The organism is Pseudomonas sp. CFBP 8758 (assembly GCF_014841725.1).
GTDB lineage: Bacteria > Pseudomonadota > Gammaproteobacteria > Pseudomonadales > Pseudomonadaceae > Aquipseudomonas > Aquipseudomonas baltica.
Map to the genome: position 1 here is coordinate 470,333 of NZ_JACYUK010000001.1, position 21,038 is coordinate 491,370.

Annotated in this window: 15 protein-coding genes; 10 read left to right on the forward strand and 5 right to left on the reverse strand. The window is 64.2% G+C overall.

Annotation, left to right across the window (positions count from 1 at the left end):
- Nucleotides 1-13: 13 nt before the first annotated feature.
- A complete protein-coding gene (locus IFT75_RS02300) occupies nucleotides 14-2,128 on the reverse strand; it encodes an ATP-binding protein (RefSeq protein ID WP_192053095.1) in 2,115 nt (704 codons plus the stop codon).
- Nucleotides 2,129-2,415: 287 nt separating this feature from the next.
- Here IFT75_RS02300 and IFT75_RS02305 point away from each other — a divergent pair, with 287 nt between their 5' ends.
- Together IFT75_RS02305 and IFT75_RS02310 are read left to right on the forward strand one after the other, a co-directional pair.
- The gene (locus tag IFT75_RS02305; RefSeq protein ID WP_122476132.1) at nucleotides 2,416-2,841 is read left to right on the forward strand and encodes a cell wall hydrolase; all 426 of its coding nucleotides are present in this window, start codon (nucleotides 2,416-2,418) and stop codon (nucleotides 2,839-2,841) included.
- Nucleotides 2,842-3,135: 294 nt separating this feature from the next.
- Entirely contained in the window at nucleotides 3,136-5,559 is a 2,424-nt protein-coding gene (locus tag IFT75_RS02310; RefSeq protein WP_192053097.1) for a glucose/quinate/shikimate family membrane-bound PQQ-dependent dehydrogenase, read from the forward strand.
- Nucleotides 5,560-5,705: 146 nt separating this feature from the next.
- On the opposite strand, the gene IFT75_RS02315 is transcribed toward IFT75_RS02310, so the two are convergent.
- Nucleotides 5,706-6,170, reverse strand: coding sequence for a GreA/GreB family elongation factor (locus IFT75_RS02315; RefSeq protein ID WP_122476129.1), 465 nt, complete (start codon nucleotides 6,168-6,170; stop codon nucleotides 5,706-5,708).
- 122 nt (nucleotides 6,171-6,292) lie between these two features.
- On the opposite strand from IFT75_RS02315, the gene earP reads away from it, so the two are divergent.
- A complete protein-coding gene (gene earP, locus IFT75_RS02320; RefSeq protein ID WP_192053099.1) occupies nucleotides 6,293-7,435 on the forward strand; it encodes an elongation factor P maturation arginine rhamnosyltransferase EarP in 1,143 nt (380 codons plus the stop codon).
- A gap of 49 nt (nucleotides 7,436-7,484) precedes the next feature.
- The gene (locus IFT75_RS02325) at nucleotides 7,485-8,054 is read left to right on the forward strand and encodes an elongation factor P (RefSeq protein WP_049858924.1); all 570 of its coding nucleotides are present in this window, start codon (nucleotides 7,485-7,487) and stop codon (nucleotides 8,052-8,054) included.
- A 184-nt stretch (nucleotides 8,055-8,238) separates the two neighbouring features.
- Here IFT75_RS02325 and IFT75_RS02330 read toward each other — a convergent pair whose 3' ends face one another.
- Entirely contained in the window at nucleotides 8,239-9,978 is a 1,740-nt protein-coding gene (locus tag IFT75_RS02330; RefSeq protein WP_192053101.1) for an IlvD/Edd family dehydratase, read from the reverse strand.
- Between the two features lie 206 nt (nucleotides 9,979-10,184).
- Between IFT75_RS02330 and IFT75_RS02335 the strand changes: the two genes are divergently transcribed.
- The 4 genes from IFT75_RS02335 to IFT75_RS02350 all read left to right on the forward strand — a co-directional run bounded on the left by IFT75_RS02335 (nucleotide 10,185) and on the right by IFT75_RS02350 (nucleotide 14,115).
- The gene (locus IFT75_RS02335; protein WP_192053103.1) at nucleotides 10,185-11,495 is read left to right on the forward strand and encodes an MFS transporter; all 1,311 of its coding nucleotides are present in this window, start codon (nucleotides 10,185-10,187) and stop codon (nucleotides 11,493-11,495) included.
- A 21-nt stretch (nucleotides 11,496-11,516) separates the two neighbouring features.
- Nucleotides 11,517-12,506 (forward strand): AraD1 family protein, encoded by a 990-nt coding sequence (gene araD1, locus IFT75_RS02340; RefSeq protein ID WP_192053105.1) that lies wholly within the window; start codon nucleotides 11,517-11,519, stop codon nucleotides 12,504-12,506.
- Between the two features lie 72 nt (nucleotides 12,507-12,578).
- The gene (locus tag IFT75_RS02345) at nucleotides 12,579-12,854 is read left to right on the forward strand and encodes a DUF5629 family protein (protein WP_122476122.1); all 276 of its coding nucleotides are present in this window, start codon (nucleotides 12,579-12,581) and stop codon (nucleotides 12,852-12,854) included.
- Between the two features lie 124 nt (nucleotides 12,855-12,978).
- A complete protein-coding gene (locus IFT75_RS02350; protein ID WP_274605302.1) occupies nucleotides 12,979-14,115 on the forward strand; it encodes a lactonase family protein in 1,137 nt (378 codons plus the stop codon).
- Nucleotides 14,116-14,172: 57 nt separating this feature from the next.
- Here IFT75_RS02350 and IFT75_RS02355 read toward each other — a convergent pair whose 3' ends face one another.
- Together IFT75_RS02355 and IFT75_RS02360 are read right to left on the reverse strand one after the other, a co-directional pair.
- Entirely contained in the window at nucleotides 14,173-17,805 is a 3,633-nt protein-coding gene (locus IFT75_RS02355; protein ID WP_192053111.1) for an AAA family ATPase, read from the reverse strand.
- Entirely contained in the window at nucleotides 17,802-19,043 is a 1,242-nt protein-coding gene (locus IFT75_RS02360) for an exonuclease SbcCD subunit D C-terminal domain-containing protein (RefSeq protein WP_192053113.1), read from the reverse strand. Before IFT75_RS02360 ends, IFT75_RS02355 begins: the two co-directional genes overlap by 4 nt.
- 198 nt (nucleotides 19,044-19,241) lie before the next feature.
- On the opposite strand from IFT75_RS02360, the gene IFT75_RS02365 reads away from it, so the two are divergent.
- Nucleotides 19,242-19,331, forward strand: coding sequence for a potassium-transporting ATPase subunit F (locus tag IFT75_RS02365; protein ID WP_082223535.1), 90 nt, complete (start codon nucleotides 19,242-19,244; stop codon nucleotides 19,329-19,331).
- A 6-nt stretch (nucleotides 19,332-19,337) separates the two neighbouring features.
- Nucleotides 19,338-21,032, forward strand: coding sequence for a potassium-transporting ATPase subunit KdpA (gene kdpA / locus IFT75_RS02370; RefSeq protein WP_192053116.1), 1,695 nt, complete (start codon nucleotides 19,338-19,340; stop codon nucleotides 21,030-21,032).
- Nucleotides 21,033-21,038: the final 6 nt, after the last annotated feature.

The following is a 21,038-nucleotide window of genomic DNA, read 5'->3' on the forward strand; positions in this document are numbered from 1 at the left end:
ATGTCCGTCGCCGTCAGGCGTCCGAACCAGGCGCGCCGGCCAACTCCCTGACCAGTCGGTCCAGCTCGTCGAGTTCGAACGGCTTGCGCAGCACCACGGCGCCGGCGATGGCATCCAGTGCAAGGGTGTCGGCATAGCCACTGATGAAGATGATCGGTAACTGGGGCACGAGCTGGCGTGCCTTGCGCGCCAGTTCGGCGCCGTTCATCTCGGGCATCAGGAAATCGATGACCGCCGCGGCGCAGCGCGTGTTGCCCAGTATCGCCAGGGCCTTGCCGCCACGATCGGCTTCGAGCACCTGATAGCCCCGCACCCGCAGATCGTCGACCAGCACCGTGCGCACTGCATCGTCATCGTCGACCACCAGCACCGGTTGGGCGAGAGGGGCTAGCGCCACCGTGACGCTGGTCGGCTGCAGGTTGATGGAATTCGCGCGTGGACGCTCGGCCATGGGCAGTACCAGTTCGAAGGTCGAGCCTTGGCCCGGTTCACTGGTGATCTTCAGGTCGCCGCCACATTGACGGCACAGGCCGTAGACCTGCGCCAGGCCCAGCCCGGTGCCACGGCCCGATTCCTTGGTGGTGAAGAACGGCTCGCACGCCTTGGCCAGCACTTCCGCGGACATGCCGGTACCACTGTCACTGACCCGGATCGATACGCTGGGCGGTGTACCCGGCGGAGCGGTCGGCGAGCATTTGACGGTGAACCAGCCGCCGTCGGGCATCGCGTCCCTGGCGTTCAGGGCGAGGTTGAGTATGGCCATTTCCAATTGCAGGGGGTCGGTGCTGACGAACAGGCTGCGGTCAGGCGTCTGCATGTCGATATTGATGTCGGGGCCCAGCGCGTTGCCAACCAGTTCGAAGGCCGCAGTGACGGTGTCGGCAAGGCTGACTGCCGATACGTTCAGCCGTTGCGTGCGCGAGAACGCCAGCAGTTGCCCGGTCAGGCGAATGCCCTTTTCCGTGGACAGGGTGGCCCGTGTCACGTACTTCGAGGCCTTGGGATCGCTCTCGACGTGGCGATGCAGCAGCTCGAGGTTGCCTGAAATACCCATCAGCAGGTTGTTGAAATCGTGGGCGATACCGCCCGTCAGTTGTCCGATTGCATCCAGGCGTTGGGCGCGGTTCATCACCTGTTCGGCGACGATGCGTTGCGCCGACTCCTGTTCCAGTTCGGCGCGCTTCTGATCCAGCTCCAGTTCCAGACGCTGCCTGATGGTGGTTTCCAGGCGACGCTGCTTCTGCCGTTGCAGGTCCAGGCGCGCCGTGACCCGGCCGTCCTTGATGATCAGGATGACCAGCGGCAGAAACACCGTCGCCACCACCAGGGCCAGGGCGGCGGGCGCACCGATGGCGCGGGCGTTGATGGCCGACAGCAACAGCCAGCCGATCACTGGCAGGATGGCGGTGAGCAGCAATTGCCGACGGGTGACTGCGCCTGCACGGTTGCTCAGCGTGACCACGTTAAGCCAACCCTGATCGGCCTGAAAAAGCATCGTTGAAACAGCCAGGCAGGCCAGCGCTGCAGCGGTGTGGACCGCCATGGCATTGAACAGCAGCACCGAGTACAAATCCTTGACGCCGTAGGCATAGCCCAGCAGGCCGATGCCGGCCAGGCCGAAGGCGAGCAGGGCAAGCACATCGCAGGCTTTGTGGCGGCCAGCCAACTGGGCCATGCGGGCCACGCCCAGCAAAGCCAGGCAGCTCGCCGTGGCTGGCGAAACGCTACCGACCAAGAGCGCCGAAGGCGGAAACAGCCAGGCGTTCAGCGCCGGGCTCAAGACGTCTGCACCGAACAACAGGTGTGTGCCCAGCAGAGCGAATGCGCTGCTCGAAGCCAGGCCCGCAAGCAACCAGCTGGGTCGCGCGCGACGTCCCAGAAGGCTGGAAAGCGCCAGAGCGCAAAGCGCCATGGCGGTCAACGGCGACATGCCCATCAGGCCCGGCACCAGATAGCCCAGCAATGGCTGGCCCAGCAGGTATTCGCAGAGCGCGGTGGCACCGGTGAGCAGGGCCACCCACGACAACAGCTTGGCCACCCACCTGACCGATGTTGCGGCATGCAGACGGCTCAGTCCCCAGCCGGAGGTGTGGGCACCGGTATCCAGGTCGTCGTCGGGTGCGTGCATCGGCAATGGAACTCCGTGATGGGATGGTCGATTGAGGGCAGGTCGGCGCGGGGCGACGGACCGGGCATGGCGATGACATTTGTAGAGCCAATGCCGCCAATTCTCAAGCCTTTGGCATCGACCCTCGCCACGGGAAACTGCAGCCACGACTTGGCAGGCGGGGAATCGCTACCGGCTGGCAAACCCTCGCGGAGCCCAGCAATCTGGCCACGCAGGCAAGGCAATCGGGACTGCCACGACGCTTCGCCCAGCCTTGTCGCCTTGGCCATTCATATGCAGAGATCACCATGACACACATTCAGCAGGTACACGACGTCGTTGCGCGAACGCTATGGGGGGAGGCCCGTGGCGAGGGCATCGCCGGGCAGATAGCGGTGGCGTGGGTCATCCGCAACCGTGTGCATGATGCCAACCGCCGATCCTGGTGGGGCGAGGGCTACATCGGCGTGTGCCATAAACCCTGGCAGTTCAGCTGCTGGAACCCTGATGATCCCAATTACCCCTGTGTCAGCGGCGCTCGGCCCATTGCGCAGGCGCAATGGGCCCAGGCACTGATGGTGGCCGAACAGGTCATCGCCGGCGGTACGGCGGACCCCACCGACGGGGCCACGCATTACCATGCGTTGCGCTTGCCCAGGCCACCGGCCTGGGCAGCCGGAGCGACCTGTACGCTGGTGCTGGGCGGTCATGCGTTCTTCAAGGATGTGCCTTGATCGCGGGTGCCGTGGGGCAAACCCGAGGCAGCGTTACAACCTGCGCAACAGTGTTTCACCGGCCAGCGCTAGGGCGATTTGTCGCAGCTGCCGGTTTTTTTTGATATCGTTGTGTAACTAACTAATTAGTTAATGCTGTGGCGGCATCCGGCAGTCCTTTGTGGAACACGGCCGGGAGGCCGTGCAGGTCGTGGAAGTATTCACCGAGATCGTCCCGACAAGCATGTCGCACAGGCTTGCCTACACTTTGCTCAACCTTCCAGAAACGTTCATGCGTCAACAGGATCATGCAACATGACTAAGCCTCAACCTTCACCAGCGGTGCGCCGCTGGCCCATCTGGGTCGCTGCCTTGGGCGTACTCGTATTCGGACTGCTCTACCTGGCTGGCGGTGGCTACCTGGCCACCCTGGGCGGCAGCTGGTATTTCCTGCTGGCTGGCCTGGGCATGACCGTCGCCGCCATTGCCCTGTTCAAGTCGCGCCTGCTCGGCGCATGGCTGTTCGCAGCGGTCATGGTGCTGTCGGTGATCTGGGCGCTGGTCGACGCCGGGCTCAACTTCTGGCCGCAGATTTCCCGTCTGTTCGCGCTTGGGGTGCTGAGCCTGGTGGTGGCACTGGCCTATCCGACCTTGCGTCGCGCCAACGGGCTGAACGGCGGTCGCGCCGGCTATGCGCTCGGCGCGCTGCTGGCCGTGGCCGTCATGGCGGGCGCCGCCGGCATGTTCGTGCCGCATGCCTCGGTCGCCCCGACCGGCGAAGGCCCAGGCCTGACCCAGGTCACGCCGGCCAACGCGCAGAAGGACTGGGCCCATTACGGCAACGATGAAGGCGGCAACCGCTTCGCCGCTCTCGACCAGATCAATCGCGACAACGTCGCCGATCTGGTTCCAGCCTGGACCTACCACACCGGTGACGTCGCCATCAGCAATGGCAACGGCGCTGAAGACCAGGCCACGCCGCTGCAGGTGGGTGACAAGGTGTTCATCTGCACTCCGCACAACAACATCATTGCGCTGAACGCCGACACCGGCAAAGAGCTGTGGAAAAACCAGATCAATGCTCAGGCTGCGGTCTGGCAGCGTTGCCGTGGCCTGGCCTACTTCGACGCCAGCAGTGCGGTGGTGGAGTCGAGCGAAGGCAATACGCCGGTCAAGGCCGTTGCGGTCGCGCCGGGTGCCAATTGCCAGCGTCGCTTGTTGACCAACACCATCGATGCTCGCCTGATTGCCGTGGATGCCGACACGGGCGAGTTCTGTGAAGGTTTTGGCAACAAGGGTCAGGTGGACCTGAAAGCGGGCCTGGGGAATGTCCCGGATTCCTACTATCAGTTGTCCTCCGCGCCGTTGATGGCCGGTACCACGGTAGTGGTCGGTGGTCGTGTCGCCGACAACGTCCAGGCGGACATGCCGGGCGGTGTAATCCGCGGTTTCGATGTGGTCACTGGCGAAATGCGCTGGGCGTTCGATCCGGGCAACCCCGAGGACAAGCAGGCGCCGACCGGCGACAACACCTATGTGCGCAGCACGCCCAACAGCTGGGCACCGATGTCGTACGATCCGAAGATGAACACCGTGTTCCTGCCCATGGGCAGTTCGTCGACCGATATCTACGGTGTCGAGCGCACGCCGCTGAATCACCGCTATGGTGCTTCGATCCTGGCGTTGAACGCGACCACCGGTGAAGAGAAGTGGGTCTACCAGACCGTGCGCAACGACCTCTGGGACTTCGACCTGCCCATGCAGCCAACCCTGATGGACTTCCCCAAGCCTGACGGCAGCAGTGTGCCGGCAGTGGTGATCGGCACCAAGGCGGGGCAGATCTATGTGCTGGACCGCGCGACCGGTCAACCGCTGACGGCCGTGCAGGACATTCCAGTCAAGGGCTCGGACATTCCTGGCGAACCCTATGCCAAGACCCAGCCGTTGTCGGTGGGCATGCCGCAGATCGGCGCGCAACACCTGACCGAGTCGGACATGTGGGGTGCGACTCCGTTCGACCAGATGCTGTGCCGGATCTCGTTCAAGAAAATGCGCTATGAGGGTCTGTACACCGCGCCGGGTACCGATGTGTCGCTCAGCTTCCCAGGGTCTCTGGGTGGGATGAACTGGGGCAGCCTGTCGACCGATCCGGTGCATGGCTTCATCTTCGTGAATGACATGCGTCTGGGCCTGTGGGTACAGATGGTGCCTCAGCAGAAGGATGCCAAGGCGTCTTCGGGTGGCGAAGCGCTCAACACCGGCATGGGCGCGGTACCGCTCAAGGGCACGCCGTATGCGGTGAACAAGAACCGCTTCCTATCCATCGCCGGCATTCCGTGCCAGGCGCCGCCGTTCGGTACCTTGACCGCAATCGACATGAAGACCCAGAAAGTTGCCTGGCAGGTGCCAGTGGGGACCGTGGAAGATACCGGGCCGATGGGGGTGAAAATGCACCTGCCGCTTCCAATCGGCATGCCGACACTGGGCGGCACGCTGTCGACCCAGGGCGGCCTGGTGTTCATTGCCGGTACCCAGGATTACTACCTGCGTGCGTTCAACTCGGCGACGGGTGAAGAGGCGTGGAAAGCCCGTCTGCCGGTTGGCAGCCAGGGCGGCCCGATGACCTTTGTTTCGCCCAAGACCGGCAAGCAATATGTGGTCATCACCGCCGGTGGTGCGCGCCAGTCGCCGGATCGCGGTGACTACGTGATCGCCTACGCCCTGCCCGACAAGAAGTAACCCCCATGCCGTGTACCCGGCGAACCGCGTCGAGGCCGGACGCGGCTTGCGCCGCTGCTACAGGGGATCGCAGCGTCAATGTTGCACGCGGTGTACCAGGCAAACCGCGTCAACGGTTCACGCGGTGTGTCTACTTGCGCCGGGCGTCAAATCACCTGGGCAATGACCTGAACATTGCCCGCCATGCTGACCTCATCATCCACGCTCTTGCCCAACAGGCTTTGCCCCAAGGGCGAGCGCGGGGTGATGACCATGACCGGGCAGCCTTCGAAATCCAGCTTCAACCCCGCCGCATCGGGCCCCAGGAAAAACCACTGGCGCACACCGCTTTCCGAATCCAGCGCCACCAGTGCGCCCAGTTCGATCCCTGCCTGAAGATCACGCAACTGCAGTGCACGGAATTTCGCCAGCCCGTGGCGAATCTCTTCCATGCGCCGCGCTTGCCCGGTGGCCAGGTAGGACGCCTCCAACCCGAGCGTGTCGTACTTGTTCTCGGCCACGTTCTCTTCATGGGTGGCGGTTTCATAGGCCGTCTGCGCGGCACGCTGAGCCACGTCCAGATCAACGGTCAGGCGTTCGATGATGGCTTGCAACAGGGCAGGTTTGTTCATGGTTGGACTGACGGTGGGAACGAGCGGGCAATTGTCGCACGAACCGCCTTTAGTGCTTCTGTGCGCGGACGTTTATGCGGACAATAGCCGGCTTTGTGTAAACGTTTGCGTTGGAGTCAGCCATGAAGGCCACCTGGGACATTTTCTGCACGGTCGTGGACAACTACGGCGACATCGGCATCACCTGGCGCCTGGCCCGCCAACTGCAGGTCGAACACGGTATGCAGGTGCGCCTGTGGGTCGACGACTTGGTGCCATTCGCCCGTCTGTGGCCTGCCGCCAGCGCCGAACAGCCGCAGCAGTGGCACGACGGCGTGGAAGTCCGCCATTGGCGCGGCGAATGGCAGGCCACCGAGGTTGCCGATGTGGTGGTAGGTGCCTTCGCCTGCAAGCTGCCTCCTGAATACGTCGACGCCATGGCAGCGCGCCGCCGGTCCCCGTTGTGGTTGAACCTTGATTACCTCAGCGCCGAAACCTGGGTCGATGGCTGCCATGGCCTGCCGTCGCCGCAGCCGGGTGGGCTGCGCAAGTTCTTCTTCTTTCCCGGCTTCACCACCGGTACCGGCGGTTTGCTGCGCGAAGCCTGCCTGGTCGAGCACCGCAAGGCCTTCGAAGCCGATCCCGCAGCACGGCAGACGTTTCTGGCCGGGCTGGGCGTCGAGCCCCAGCCCGATGCCCGCCTGTTGTCGTTGTTCGCCTATGAGCACAGCGGGCTGGGGTCGTGGCTGGATGCCCTGGCCGATGACACGCGCAGCAACCACCTGCTGGTCCCCGAAGGCCGAGTGCTGGCCGACGTGCGCCAATGGTTGGGCGAGGCATCGCTGGACGTCGGCAGCCAGGTACAACGGGGCAGCCTGAAGGTGCAGGTGCTGCCGTTCGTCCGTCAGAGCGAGTACGACCGGCTGCTGTGGTGCTGCGATTTCAATGCCGTGCGCGGTGAGGACTCGTTCGTTCGCGCCCAGTGGGCGGCCGCACCGATGGTCTGGCATATCTATGTCCAGGAGGAATACGCGCACTGGGAAAAACTCGAGGCGTTTCTCGATCGCTACGGCCAGGGCCTCTCGCCCGCAGCCTATGCCGCGTTGCGCGGGCTGTGGCGGGCCTGGAACCAGAGCGTGGAGGGCGCCGACATCGGCCCGGCATGGCGCGAGGCCGTTCGGCACTGGCCGGAACTGGTCGCGCACGCGCGGCAATGGTGCGCCACACAGGCCGCTCAGCCTGATCTTGCAACGACGCTGGTGCAGTTTTACCGAAATTGGCTATGATACGCGGCCTAGATTTTTGTAAATCACCATCCAAATTCGGATATTCGTAATGAAAACTGGTAAAGAACTGAAACCCGGTACCGTGATCCGTATCGACAACGACCCTTGGTTGGTTCAGAAAGCTGAATTCACCAAGTCGGGCCGTAACAGCGCGATCATGAAGACCAAGCTGAAGAACCTGCTGACCGGCTACAAGACCGAAACCGTCTACAGTGCCGACGACAAGCTGGACGACGTGATCCTGGACCGCAAGGAAGCGACCCTGTCGTTCATCAGCGGTGACAGCTACACGTTCATGGATACCACCGACTACACCATGTACGAACTGAACGCCGAAGACATCGAGGCCGTTCTGCCATTCGTGGAAGAAGGCATGACCGACGTCTGCGAAGCCGTGTTCTTCGAAGAGCGTCTAGTCAGCGTCGAGCTGCCGACCACCATCGTGCGCCAGGTCGACTACACCGAAGGTTCCGCTCGCGGCGACACTTCGGGCAAGGTGATGAAGCCTGCCAAACTGAAGAACGGTACCGAGCTGAGCGTTGCGGACTTCATCGAGATCGGCGACATGATCGAGATCGACACCCGTGAAGGCGGTTCGTACAAAGGTCGCGCCAAGTAAGCTTCCGGCCTGCTTGACTGCGATGCAAAAACCCGACCTGGAGTCGGGTTTTTTTATGCCCAATCACCGCCTATTCCGTAGGAGCGGTCATCGGCCGCGAAAAATTCACCACGGTATACCTGTCACACCGCGGTGCTCTTTTCGCGGCCACTGGCCGCTCCTACAGGCCGGCGGGGCGGGGGGGTCAATGCGAATGCCGCGGCACCTCGGACCCCCTGCAGCCGACCAGGAAATCGAAATCACAGCCCTGGTCTGCCTGCATCACGTGGTCGATGTACAGCTGCCGATAGCCGCCCACCAGCAACGATTGCGCCGGTGCCTGCCAGTCGGCCAGGCGGGCCTGCAGCTCGCTGTCGGAGATGTCCAGGTGCAACCGTCCGCTGGCGCAGTCCAGCTCGATGAAATCACCCTCGCGAACCACTGCCAGCGGGCCCCCGGCGGCCGCTTCCGGCGCCACGTGCAGCACCACCGTGCCGTAGGCCGTGCCGCTCATGCGCGCATCCGAAATGCGCACCATATCGGTCACTCCCTGTGCCAGCAGCTTGGCCGGCAGGCCCATGTTGCCGACCTCGGCCATGCCTGGATAACCCTTGGGTCCACAGTTCTTCATGACCAGGATGGAGCTGGCGTCCACGTCCAGGTCCGGATCGTTGATGCGTGCCTTGTACATGTCGAAGTTTTCGAACACCACTGCGCGGCCGCGATGGGTCATCAGCGCCGGGGTCGCGGCCGAAGGCTTGAGCACTGCCCCCAGCGGCGCCAGGTTACCGCGTAACACGCAGATTCCGCCGTCGGCCACCAATGGGTTGTCGATAGCGCGGATCACCTCGTCCTCGCCATAGATCGGCGAATGCTGCACGTTCTGCCACAGCGACTGACCGTTGACCGTCAAGGCATCCGGATGAGGAATCAGGCTGTTTTCACCCAGACGTCGCAACACCGCTGGCAGGCCGCCGGCATAGTAGAACTCCTCCATCAGGAAGCGTCCGGAAGGCTGCAGGTCCACCAGGGTGGGTGTGCCACGGCCGATACGGGTCCAGTCATCGAGTTCCAGCTCGACGCCGATACGCCCGGCAATCGCCTTGAGATGGATCACCGCATTGGTCGATCCGCCAATGGCCGCATTGACCCGGATGGCGTTTTCGAACGCCTCTTTAGTCAGGATCTTCGACAGGCGCAAGTCTTCGCGGACCATCTCCACCGCCCGCATGCCGGACATGTGCGCCAGCACGTAGCGGCGCGAATCCACCGCCGGAATGGCCGCATTGTGCGGCAGCGAGGTGCCCAGTGCCTCGGCCATGCAGGCCATGGTGGAGGCCGTGCCCATGGTGTTGCAGGTACCGGCCGAGCGCGACATGCCGGCTTCGGCCGACAGAAACTCGTCCAGGCTGATCTGGCCGGCCTTGTACGACTCATGCATCTGCCAGACGATGGTGCCGGCACCGATGTCCTTGCCCTTGTGCTTGCCGTTGAGCATCGGCCCGCCCGTGACCACGATGGCCGGCACGTCGCAGCTCGCCGCGCCCATCAGCAGGGCAGGGGTGGTCTTGTCGCAGCCGGTGAGCAGCACCACGCCGTCGATCGGGTTGCCGCGGATGGCTTCCTCTACATCCATGCTGGCCAGGTTGCGGGTCAGCATCGCCGTGGGCCGCAGGTTGGACTCGCCGTTGGAGAACACCGGGAATTCCACCGGAAAACCACCGGCTTCGATCACGCCCCGCTTGACGTGTTCGGCGATGGTACGGAAGTGGGCGTTGCACGGCGTCAGCTCGGACCAGGTGTTGCAGATGCCGATGATCGGCTTGCCGTTGAACTGGTGGTCGGCGATGCCTTGGTTTTTCATCCAGCTGCGGTACATGAAGCCGTTCTTGTCTGCCGTACCGAACCATTGGGCCGAGCGCAGGGGCGTTTTGTTATCAGGCATGGTGGCTCTCTTATTGTAAGACTTGTTTTTGTGTATGCCCTAAAAATAGGCCATTGAAACGACGATTGGAAGAGCTTGTGCAGTAAATAGTAATACTATAAAGTCGATTTCAATGAGGGCTGCAGGTTTCAGCGAGACACCGGCGAGTGTCCGTACAGCCGTCGCACGTCAACGACCATAAGAACAAGAAAGTGGAGATCGATCCCATGAGCCAGGAATTGGGGCTTATACGCCGCATCACCTTCAAATTGATTCCGTTCCTGATTCTGCTGTACCTGATCGCCTACGTGGATCGCTCCGCAGTGGGCTTCGCCAAGCTGCACATGGGCGCAGACGTGGGCATCGGCGATGCGGCCTACGGCCTGGGTGCCGGCTTGTTCTTCATCGGCTACTTCCTCCTGGAAATTCCCAGCAACCTGATGCTCGAACGCTTCGGCGCACGCCGCTGGTTCGCGCGCATCATGATCACCTGGGGCGCCATCACCATCGGCATGGCCTTCGTGCAGGGGCCGCACAGCTTCTATGTCATGCGCTTTCTGCTGGGCGCTGCCGAAGCGGGCTTCTTCCCCGGCGTGCTGTACTACATCACGCAGTGGTTTCCGGTCCGTCATCGCGGCAAGATCCTCGGCCTGTTTATCCTGTCCCAGCCCATCGCCATGATGATCACCGGGCCAGTGTCCGGTGCGCTGCTGGGCATGGACGGCGTACTGGGCCTGCATGGCTGGCAATGGCTGTTCATCGTCATCGGCACCCCGGCCATCCTCCTCACCTGGCCGGTGCTGCGCTGGCTGCCCGACGGCCCGCAGCAGGTCAAATGGATGAACCAGGAGGAAAAGAACTGGCTGGCCAGCGAACTCGAGAAGGACCTGCAGGCCTATGGGCAGACCCGGCATGGCAACCCGCTGCACGCGCTCAAGGATTTTCGCGTGTTGCTGCTGGCGCTGTTCTACCTGCCGGTCACCTTGAGCATCTATGGCCTGGGCCTGTGGTTGCCGACCCTGATCAAACAGTTCGGCGGCAGTGACCTGACCACCGGTTTCGTGTCGTCGGTGCCTTATGTATTCGGCATCGTCGGTCTGTTGCTCATCCCGCGCAGTTCCGATCGCCTCAACGACCGCTACGGGCACCTGGCCGTGCTGTACGTGCTGGGCGCAGTCGGCCTGTTCCTCAGCGCCTGGCTGAGTGTGCCGGCGGCGCAGCTGGCGGCTTTGTGCCTGGTAGCGTTCAGCCTGTTCTCCTGCACGGCGGTGTTCTGGACCCTGCCGGGCCGCTTCTTCGCCGGCGCCAGTGCGGCGGCAGGTATTGCCCTGATCAACTCGGTAGGCAACCTGGGCGGCTACATCGGGCCGTTCGTGATCGGCGCGCTCAAGGAGTACACCGGCAACCTGGCCAGCGGCCTGTATTTTCTCAGCGGCGTGATGGTGTTCGGGCTGCTGCTGACCGCAGTGGTCTACCAGCTCCTGGAGCGCCGCCACGTGCTGCCGGCCGATGCGTTCGCCGCCAGCGCCCGTTCCTGAACCCAGCAAGAGGAAGCAACCATGCATCTGGTGCAATTTGAATTGAACGACGGTCAACGTCGGGTGGGTCTGGTCGATGGCGACCGCGTGCACGAAGTGCGCGGCGCTGACAGCGTTCGCGAGTTGGCCATGACAGCCATCGCTGCGGGCCACGACCTGGCTCAGGCGGTAGATGGGTGTGGCCTGGGTGAGCACCATGACTACGCGCATCTGCTCGAGCAGGGCCGTATCCTTGCGCCCCTGGACCACCCCGACCCAGCCCATATGCTGGTGACCGGCACCGGCCTGACCCACCTGGGCAGCGCCGCCACCCGCGACAAGATGCACCAGCAAAGCGGTGACGCCGCCGTTACCGACAGCATGAAGGTATTCCAGTGGGGCGTGGAGGGCGGCAAGCCTCGTGCGGGCCAGCCCGGCGTGCAGCCGGAGTGGTTCTACAAAGGCGATGGCAGCATTGTCGTACGGCCTGGCCAGGCGTTCCCGGTGCCGCCGTTCGCCGAAGACGCTGGCGAAGAGCCCGAACTGGGTGGGTTGTACGTGATCGGCCCGGATCGACGGCCGTATCGCGTGGGGTTCGCCCTGGGCAATGAGTTCTCCGACCACGTGATGGAGCGCAAGAACTACCTTTACCTCGCCCATTCCAAGCTGCGCAGCTGCAGCTATGGCCCCGAGCTGCGCGTGGGCGAGCTGCCCGAGCACCTGTCCGGCACCAGCCGTATCCGCCGGGCTGGCGAGGTGATCTGGGAGAAGGAATTTCTCAGTGGCGAAGCGAACATGTGCCACAGCTTCGACAACCTCGAGTACCACCATTTCAAGTACGCGCAGTTTCTCAACCCTGGCGATGTGCATGTGCACTTCTTCGGCACCGCCACGCTGTCGTTCGCCGACGGCGTCGTCACCCAGCTGGGTGACCAGTTCGAGATCAGCCTGCCCGCCTTCGGCGCGCCGCTGGTGAACAGCGTCGGCCAGGCCGAGGCCGCCTTCACGCCGGGCAGCGTGGGCATCCTGTAGCGCGTGCGGGCGAGCAGGCCAGAGGCGCACATCGCGGTTATCATGGTCGGACATCACCCCGGAGATCCGACCATGAGTCTGCCTATCGCGCTGCAAACCTGCGACATGCTGCTGATCGACACCCTGCACGCCTTCGATTTTTCCTTCGACGAGGAGCACACCCTGCACATCCAGTGCATGGACGGCCGCGAACTCAAGCGCTGGCAGTTCACCCTGCAAGAACAGCAGGCCGCCCAGCCCGGCGCCGAACCGAACAGCTTCGTCATCAGCCAGGCCGGCGTGTCTCACCAACTGACGTGCCTCAGCGCGTTTTCGGCCCGCGACGAAGAAGATGAAACCCAGGCTTGAACGCGGCGGTCTCTAGAGTCCGATCCACGTTCGCTCCTGCTGCCGCTACAACACTCGGTGCCACGAAAAATCGGCCACTCACAACAGGCTCGGAGAGACCTTCATGAAGCGAGTTCTGCTATCTATGCTTGTCAACGGTTTGGTCCTGACCTCACTGCACGCCGGCGCAGCCGAAAAATACGACCTGCTGGTGGGCACCTATACCCAGGGCGCCAGCGAAGGCATCTACCGCTATGCCTTCGACAGTGCTACCGGCCAGATCGAGGCGCAGCCACGGCAGACATTCAAGAGTTCCAACCCGTCCTGGCTGACCTTGTCCCAGGACCAGCGGCGCCTGTTCGTGGTCAACGAAAACGGCCCCGGGCAGAAAGAGGTGGTCGGCAAGGTCAGCAGTTTCACAGTGGACGGCAACACCCACGAACTCAACCAGGTCAGCCAAGTCGCGACCCGTGGCGATGAGCCAACCCATTCCAGCCTGAGCCAGGACGGGCGCTACCTGTTCGTTTCCAACTATGCCGTGAACGCCAACCCAGGTGGCAGCCTGAGCGTGTTCAAGGTGGCCGAGAACGGCACGCTCAGCGAGGTGGTGCAACAGCTCAAGCACGTTGCCAGCCAGGTGAATCCCGAGCGTCAAGCCGGGCCGCATGTGCATTCGGTGGTATCGCTGCCCTCCGGCAACTACGTCTATGCCAGCGACCTGGGCGCCGACCGGGTCTACGTGTACCGCTACCAGCCCGAGTCTGCCGAGCGCCCACTGGTGCCGGCGCAACCTGCCTCGGTCCAGCTGCCGGACGGCAGTGGCCCGCGTCATCTGCTGTTCAGTCGCGATGGCAAGCACGCCTACCTGACCCTGGAAATGAGCGGTCAACTGGCCATGTTCGACGTCAGGGACGGCAACCTGGTACGCCAGCAACTGCTCGAACTGGGCACGGCCGGCAAGCAAAGCGCCAGCGGCGCGTTGCACCTGTCGGCCGATGGCCGCTTTCTCTATGTGAGCAACCGCGGCACGGCGAATCAGATGTTGGTGTTCAGCGTTGCAGCCGGCAATGGCCAGCTCGAGGAAATCCAGCGTCGTGACGTGGACGGCGATCATCCGCGTGAATTCACCCTCGACCCTACCGGCCACTTCCTGTTGATCGCCAACCAGAAAAGCAACCAGATCACCGTGCTCAAGCGCGATGCGAGCACCGGCATGCTGGGTGAGACGGTGCAGCGCTTCGCGCAGGATGCCCCCTCGGACGTGAAATTCCTGACCCGGTGATGGTCGGCTGTTGACCCCCGGCTGCGCGGCAGTGCGCGCAACCGGGGGAACGCCGCCTCAGCCTGTGACCTGCACGCTGCTCAAGCCGTTGCCCAGGCGCCGCACCTGAATCTGCACCGGAATGCGCTCGTGCATCTCCTGCACGTGGGAAATCACTGCCACTTTGCGGCCCTGCGCCTGCAGGCCGTCGAGGGCGTCCATGGCCAGCTGCAGCGACTCGGGGTCGAGGCTGCCGAAGCCTTCGTCGATGAACAGCGACTCGATGCGCAGTGTGCTCGAGGCCATCGACGCCAGGCCCAAAGCCAATGCCAGTGAAACCAGAAACGTTTCCCCGCCCGACAACGAATGCACCGAGCGCAGTTCGTCGCCCATTTCCGTGTCCAGCACCAGCAACCCGAGCATGCTGCCGCCGCGCTTGAGCCGGTAGCGCCGCACCAGTTGGCGCAGTTGCACGTTGGCGTGGTGCACCAGCAAATCGAGGTTGTAGGCCTGGGCAATCTTGCGGAAGCGATCGCCCTCGGCCGAGCCGATCAGCGCCGCCAGTCGCGCGCAGCGCTGGTAGAGCGCATCGGCCTCGGCAATCTGCGTCTGCAGGGCCTGGTTGGCACCGTGCCGGCGCTGGTCTTCGGTCTGCCGGGCGCGCAGTTCGGCGCAGTGATGTTCCTGCCGTTCGGCGTCCAGCAGCAGGGCGGCGTGTTGTGCGTCCAGTGCTTCGGCGCTGGCGATCGCGTCGAGCTCTGCGCGATGGGCCTGCTGTCGCTGTTCGCGTTCGTGCAAGCGGATGCGCGCCTGTTCCAAGGCCCTTTCCGTGGTTTGCAGGCGGCTGCGCAGCGCATCGACCTGGGGTTCATTGATGGCGAGCAGTGCCCGCAACCCATCGTCGTCCAGTTGCGGACGCTGCTCGCGCCAGGCGTGCAGGGCTTGCTGCACGTCGGCCAGGACTCGCTGCAGTTGGGCCTGCTGCTGAGTGTCGGCCTCCAGGGCGCTGGCGGTCTGCACTGTCTGGGTTCGTAGATCCTGTTGCTGGCGGTCGACTTGCCGTTCCTGCTCGCGCGCCGTCTCGACCTGATCGTGCAAGGCCGTCTGCCAAGCGGAAGCCTGGGCATGCTCGCCCAGCAATTCGCGCAGCCGTGCTTCGCAGGTCTGCAGGTGCGTGGACAGTGCCGCGACCCGCTGGCGTTGCTGCTCGCAGTCGGTTTGGTGCCGCGCATGCTCGCTGCGGGCCTGCTCGATGCGGCGCGCGCGGGTGTCGAACTCGGCCTGTTCCTCGTCCCGCTGCTCGATCTGTGCCAGACGCTCGCCGATGCTCTGCTCCAGCGCCATGAACGTCTGTGCCGGTTGCTCGCGCAGGGCCTGCAGGCGAGCGGCGGGCAACTGGCTGGCCAACGCCTGCAGCTCTTCGTCGAGCCGTTGCCGGTCGGCGTCAACGTGGGCCTGATGCGCCTGCAGCGTCTGCCGCGCCTGCTGGCTGGTTTCCCCGGCTTGCGCCACGGCACGCTGCAAGGTGGTTGCCTGCTGGTGCAAGGCCAGCAGGCTGTTCTGCTGCCGTTCATCCTCATCGATCAGGCGCGTGTGGCTGGCCACGGTGTCGCGCAGCCAGTCATCCGCCGGCTCGGCGTCGGCAAGGGCAGGGTAGAGCGGATGCCGGGCCAACTCGGCGCCATCCGGCTGGTCGAGCAATTGTTGCTCCTGCGCCTTGAGCTGCTTGTGCTGCTCGATCAGCGCGCCGACTTCGGTACGCAGCTCGATCAGGCGTTCGGACAGCGGCTTCAGCGCAGCGCGCGCGCGTTGCTCTTCATCGTCATCGTGGGCCGATAGCGCCTGCAACAGCGCCTCGGGAGCGTGATAGGGGTGCTCGACACTGCCACAGACCGGGCAGGGCTGTTCGGGCTGCAACCGTTCGCGCAACTGTTCGACGCTTTCGCTGCGCGCCAGTCGCTGGCGTTCGAGCAGTTGCAGGGTCAACGTCAGGGCTTGCTCGGCCTGTTCGTGGGCCGCGCGGACCTCCAGCCCCTGCGCGGTCAGTTGCTCGCGCCGGGCCAGCAAGGTGGCCTGCTGCTGGCGTCCTTGTTCAAGACGTTCCTGGACAGCGTTGCGCCGCTGCCACAGCCGTTCCAGTTCCTGTACACCGCGCAGCGCCAGGCGTTGCTGTTGCAGACGTTGGGTCAGTTGCTGCAAGCGCTCAGGCAGCTCCTCGACGCCGCACGGGGCATGCTGAAAGACGCGGGCAAGGTCCGTTTGATGCGCTTCCAGGCTCGTCTGTGTGGCGTGTGCCTGCGCCTGCAAGTCTGGCAGCTCGGTCTGACCCTGGCGCAGGCGACTGCTCAGCGTCACCACGTGCTGCAGGCGTGGCAGGTAGGCGTTCCAGGTGGTGGCCAGCGGTGCCAGCTCGGCGCTGCGTTCGAGCGCGTCGGCGACCTGCTGCAGGCGTTTGCCAGTCTCGGCCTGTTGCTGCTCCATGCCCAGCAACGCCTGCGCCCCGGACGAAAGCTGCCGCTCGGCTTCGGCCAGCGCTGGGCTCAGGGGTTCTAGCTCGGCCTGCAATCGGCTCCGGTTCGACTGCTCGTCGAAGGCCTGCTGCAACCGGGGCTGCGCTTCGGCCTGTTGCGCCAACGCCTGTTGCAGCGTGCGCTCGGCCTGTTCGCGTTGCTCGTCCAGTTGCTGGCGCTGCAGCGCTTGCTGTTGCTGCCGCGAACGCGACAGCTCGATGCGTTCGGCCAGGGGCTGGAGTTGGGTGTGCACTTCCTGCTCGCGGCCGAACAAGTAGCGTTGCGGTGCCAGTTGTTCGAGCATGTGCAGTTGCAAACGCTGCTCGGCGCCTGCGTCCCACGCCTGGGACGCGTCTTCCACCTGCTGCCGTGCCGCCTGGCAGTCGTCGGTCAGGCGCTGGTCTTCGCGGTGCCACTGCTGCTGCCGTTCCACGTCCTTGAGGCGCGCTTGCTGCTGGCGCAGTTGCTCGCTGGCGCTCTGGAACTCCAGGTCCAGGGCCGTACGGGCCTCGACCGCCAGTGGCGCGATGCCGGTGGCCTGGTCTTGCCAGTGCTTGAGCTGCTCGCGGGCGTCGCGGCTCTTTTCGAAGGCGCGCTTGCCCAGGCGCGTGTACAGCGCCGTGTCGGTAAGCTTTTCCAGCAGCTCGCTGCGCTCGTTGTCATCGGCCTTGAGAAAGGCACTGAACTCGCTCTGCGCCAACATCACCGCACGGGTGAACTGTTCGAAGTTGAGCCCCAGGCGAGCCTCGAGCAGTTGCTTGTATTCACCTTTCTGGCTGGCCAGTAGCTGGTCGTTGTCCAGGTCGCGCAGCGACTGCCGGCTGTTCTGCAACTTGCCGCCGGGTTTGTCCCGTGCGCGGTTGGCTTCCCAGCGCGCGCGATAGCGACGAGCGTCGACGCCGAGGAAATCCACTTCCGCGTAGCCTGCCCCGGTACCACGACGCAACAAGGTGCGCGGGTCGTAACTGCCGATCTCGCCATCGGCGTCCGGCACCTTGGCGCTCTGCGACGCGTTGCCCAGGCGCGGCACGGCGCCGAACAAGGCCAGGCACAGGGCATCGAGCAAAGTGCTCTTGCCCGCGCCGGTGGGGCCAGTAATGGCGAACAGACCAGCACTGGCCAGTGGTTCGGCAGTGAAATCCAATTCGAACGGGCCGGCCAGCGAGGCCAGGTTCTTCAGGCGAATGGCCAGGATCTTCATGGGGTTTCGCCCTCCAACTGCACTTCCTGCAACAACCGAGCAAAGTCATCCAGGGTCTGTTCGTCCACCTCGCTGCCATAACTGTCCAGCCACGCGCGGCTGAACAGTTCGTGGGGGCTGAGCTGATCCAGTTCGATCAAGGCACCGACGTCTTCGTTGTCGGCGTTGGCGCGCCCGGCGTACTCGGCGGCGATCCGCACCAGACGCACGGCCTTGCCTTGCAGGGCGGTTTCGATGTGCTGGCGCAGGTCCGGTTGTGGCTCGTCGAGTACCACTCGCACTTCCAGCCAGGGATAGCCCAGGAGGTCGGCCAACAGGTCCACGTCCGGCAGTTGCTGTAACTGTTCGCGCACCTGCGGCAAGGGCGCCGGGCCGATGCGCAGCAGGTCGACGGCGCGTGGGATGAGGATCGGTTCCACACTCACCAGTTGCTCGCCAGCGCATTCGATCTCGAGGATCTGATGCGGGTATTCGATTTCGGAAAATGACAGCGGGATGGGTGAACCGCTGTAGCGAATGCGCGATTCGCCGTTGACCTTCTGCGGCTTGTGCAGATGGCCCAAGGCAACGTAGCTGATGCTGGCATCGAACAGGCTGGCCGGCAGGGCCTCGGCGCTGCCGATCACCAGGCTGCGCTCGGACTCCATCGACACCGAACCGCCGGCCATGTGCGCATGGCTGATGGCAATCAGCGCCTGCCCCGACGAGCGTCGGGCATTGGCGGCGGCAATCAGCATTTCGTGCACACGGGCGATGCCCTGCAGGTAATCCTCGCCCAGGGCTGCGCCGGTCACCTCGGCAGGGCGCAGGAAGGGCAGGGCCAGGCACCAGGCTTGCACTTCGCCCTTGGCATCGGGCAGCGGCAGCAACAGCCGTTCGCTGTCGAGGCGGCCATCCTCGAGCCACATCACCCGGCCCAGCGCATGGGTGCGCAGGCGGCGCATCAACGGCCCAGGCAGTTCAATGCGCGAACCCGAGTCATGGTTGCCGGCGATCATCACGATGGTCAGCTGCGGCTGCTGCTCGTGGGCGCTGACGATGAAGTTGTACAAGCGCTCCTGGGCGCGCACGGGCGGGTTGACTGTGTCGAAGATATCGCCTGCCACCAGCAGCACGTCGGGTTGGCGCTCGGCGAGCTGGCGCAGCAACCAGCGCAGGAAGCTTGCGTGTTCGAAGTCGCGCTCCTGACCGTGCAGGCTTTGGCCGAGGTGCCAGTCGGAGGTGTGGAACAGGCGCATGAAGGCTCCAGGGGGCAGGGAAGGCCGCCATGATAGCCGTTCGGCCCCGACGTTCCCATGCGCCGCGCTTGGCAGGATGTGACCCACCGATCTTTACGCGTTCTTTACGGCGCCGCCTGGGTATCGATCTCGCGCCTTTACGCCCAGGCCTCGGAGAATGTCGACAAGCGGCGCCCGCCGTGCCTGGAGATATTGCTCATGTCTGTTCTGGACGGCCTGTTCCTGCTGCTGGCCATCGGCTTGTTCGTGTACCTGCTCGTCGCCCTCTTGCGCGCCAGTGGAGGCTAGTCGGTCATGCACAGTCACGATTTCGCACTGATAGCGGCCTTCCTCGCCCTGGTGTTGCTGCCCGCGCCCTGGCTCGGACGTTTCTACTACAAAGTCATGGAAGGCCAGCGCACCTGGCTCAGCGTACCGCTGCAGCCAGTGGAAAGGCTTTGCTACCGGTTCGCCGGTATCGACCCGCAACAGCAGCAGAGTTGGCAGCGCTACGCCCTGGCTCTGCTCGCCTTCAATCTGGCCGGGTTCGGCGTGTTGTTCGCCCTGCTCATGCTGCAAGGCTACCTGCCGCTCAATCCCCAGCACCTGCCTGGCCAGGAGTGGACCCTGGCGTTCAACACCGCCGTCAGCTTCATGGCCAACACCAACTGGCAGGCCTACAGCGGCGAAACCTCGCTCAGCTACCTCAGCCAGATGGCCGGGCTGGGTGTGCAGAATTTCCTCAGCGCCGCAACCGGCCTGGCCGTGCTGGTAGCGCTGTGTCGCGGCATCAGCCGGCGCTCGGCCAGTACTCTTGGCAACTTCTGGGTCGATGTGACCCGCGCCACATTGTATGGCCTGCTGCCGCTGGCGCTGCTGCTGGCCGTGTTCCTTCTATGGCAGGGCGTGCCGCAGACGTTCGCCCCGTACGTGGACGCGCTGACCCTGCAAGGCAACGCGCAGACCATCCCGCTCGGCCCGGCTGCAAGCCAGATCGCCATCAAGCAGTTGGGCACCAACGGCGGCGGATTCTTCGGGGTCAACTCGGCGCATCCGTTCGAGAATCCCACGGCGTGGAGCAATCTGTTCGAATTGGCAGCCATTCTGACCATCCCGGCCGCCTTGGTCTTCACCTTCGGCCATTACGTCAAGGACCTGCGCCAGAGCCGGGCGATTCTGGCCTGCATGATGACCCTGTTGCTGCTCGGCATCGGCTTGTCGCTGTATGCCGAGCAGCAACCCAACCCGCTGCTGGCCAGCGCCATGGTCGAGCAGGCCGCTCCGCTGGAAGGCAAGGAAAGCCGCTTCGGCACCACGGCCAGTGTGCTCTGGTCGGTGACCACCACGGCCGCCTCGAACGGTTCGGTCAACGCCATGCACGACAGCCTCAATCCGCTCTCCGGGATGGTCGCTCTGGTCAACATGATGCTCGGCGAGGTGATTTTCGGCGGGGTTGGCGCCGGTCTCTACGGCATGCTGCTCAACGTGCTGCTGACCGTGTTCCTGGCCGGACTGATGATCGGTCGAACCCCCGAGTACCTGGGCAAGAAGCTGCAGGCACGCGAGGTCCGCTGGCTGGTGGCGAGCCTGCTGGTGATGCCGGTCGGCGTGCTGGTGCTCAGCGCCATCGCCGTCAGCCTGCCGGGGCCGGCGAGCGCCGTGAGCAATCCGGGGCCCCATGGCTTCACGCAGTTGCTGTATGCCTACACCTCGGCCAGCGCCAACAACGGTTCGGCCTTCGCCGGCCTGTCCGCCAACACCGCCTTTCACAACCTGATGCTGGGCCTGGGCATGCTGATCGGGCGCTTCGGCTACATCCTGCCGGTACTTGCCCTGGCCGGGGCGCTGGCCAGCAAGAACGCCAGTGCGCCCAGCGCCGACAGCTTCGCCACCCATGGCCTGCTGTTCATCACCCTGCTGACCGTGACCCTGCTGATAGTGGGCGGCCTGACTTTCCTGCCGGTGCTGGCCCTGGGGCCGATCGCCGAGCACTTGAACCTGCATTTCTGAGGCCTG

Bases quoted from the DNA above. Each gene is read 5' to 3' on its own strand.
- earP (WP_192053099.1), top strand. From the start codon at position 6,293: ATGAAGGCCACCTGGGACATTTTCTGCACGGTCGTGGACAACTACGGC.
- IFT75_RS02325 (WP_049858924.1), top strand. From the start codon at position 7,485: ATGAAAACTGGTAAAGAACTGAAACCCGGTACCGTGATCCGTATCGAC.
- araD1 (WP_192053105.1), top strand. From the start codon at position 11,517: ATGCATCTGGTGCAATTTGAATTGAACGACGGTCAACGTCGGGTGGGT.
- IFT75_RS02335 (WP_192053103.1), top strand. From the start codon at position 10,185: ATGAGCCAGGAATTGGGGCTTATACGCCGCATCACCTTCAAATTGATT.
- IFT75_RS02305 (WP_122476132.1), top strand. From the start codon at position 2,416: ATGACACACATTCAGCAGGTACACGACGTCGTTGCGCGAACGCTATGG.
- IFT75_RS02345 (WP_122476122.1), top strand. From the start codon at position 12,579: ATGAGTCTGCCTATCGCGCTGCAAACCTGCGACATGCTGCTGATCGAC.
- IFT75_RS02365 (WP_082223535.1), top strand. From the start codon at position 19,242: ATGTCTGTTCTGGACGGCCTGTTCCTGCTGCTGGCCATCGGCTTGTTC.
- IFT75_RS02315 (WP_122476129.1), bottom strand. From the start codon at position 6,170: ATGAACAAACCTGCCCTGTTGCAAGCCATCATCGAACGCCTGACCGTT.
- IFT75_RS02355 (WP_192053111.1), bottom strand. From the start codon at position 17,805: ATGAAGATCCTGGCCATTCGCCTGAAGAACCTGGCCTCGCTGGCCGGC.
- IFT75_RS02350 (WP_274605302.1), top strand. From the start codon at position 12,979: ATGCTTGTCAACGGTTTGGTCCTGACCTCACTGCACGCCGGCGCAGCC.
- IFT75_RS02330 (WP_192053101.1), bottom strand. From the start codon at position 9,978: ATGCCTGATAACAAAACGCCCCTGCGCTCGGCCCAATGGTTCGGTACG.
- IFT75_RS02300 (WP_192053095.1), bottom strand. From the start codon at position 2,128: ATGCACGCACCCGACGACGACCTGGATACCGGTGCCCACACCTCCGGC.
- IFT75_RS02310 (WP_192053097.1), top strand. From the start codon at position 3,136: ATGACTAAGCCTCAACCTTCACCAGCGGTGCGCCGCTGGCCCATCTGG.
- kdpA (WP_192053116.1), top strand. From the start codon at position 19,338: ATGCACAGTCACGATTTCGCACTGATAGCGGCCTTCCTCGCCCTGGTG.
- IFT75_RS02360 (WP_192053113.1), bottom strand. From the start codon at position 19,043: ATGCGCCTGTTCCACACCTCCGACTGGCACCTCGGCCAAAGCCTGCAC.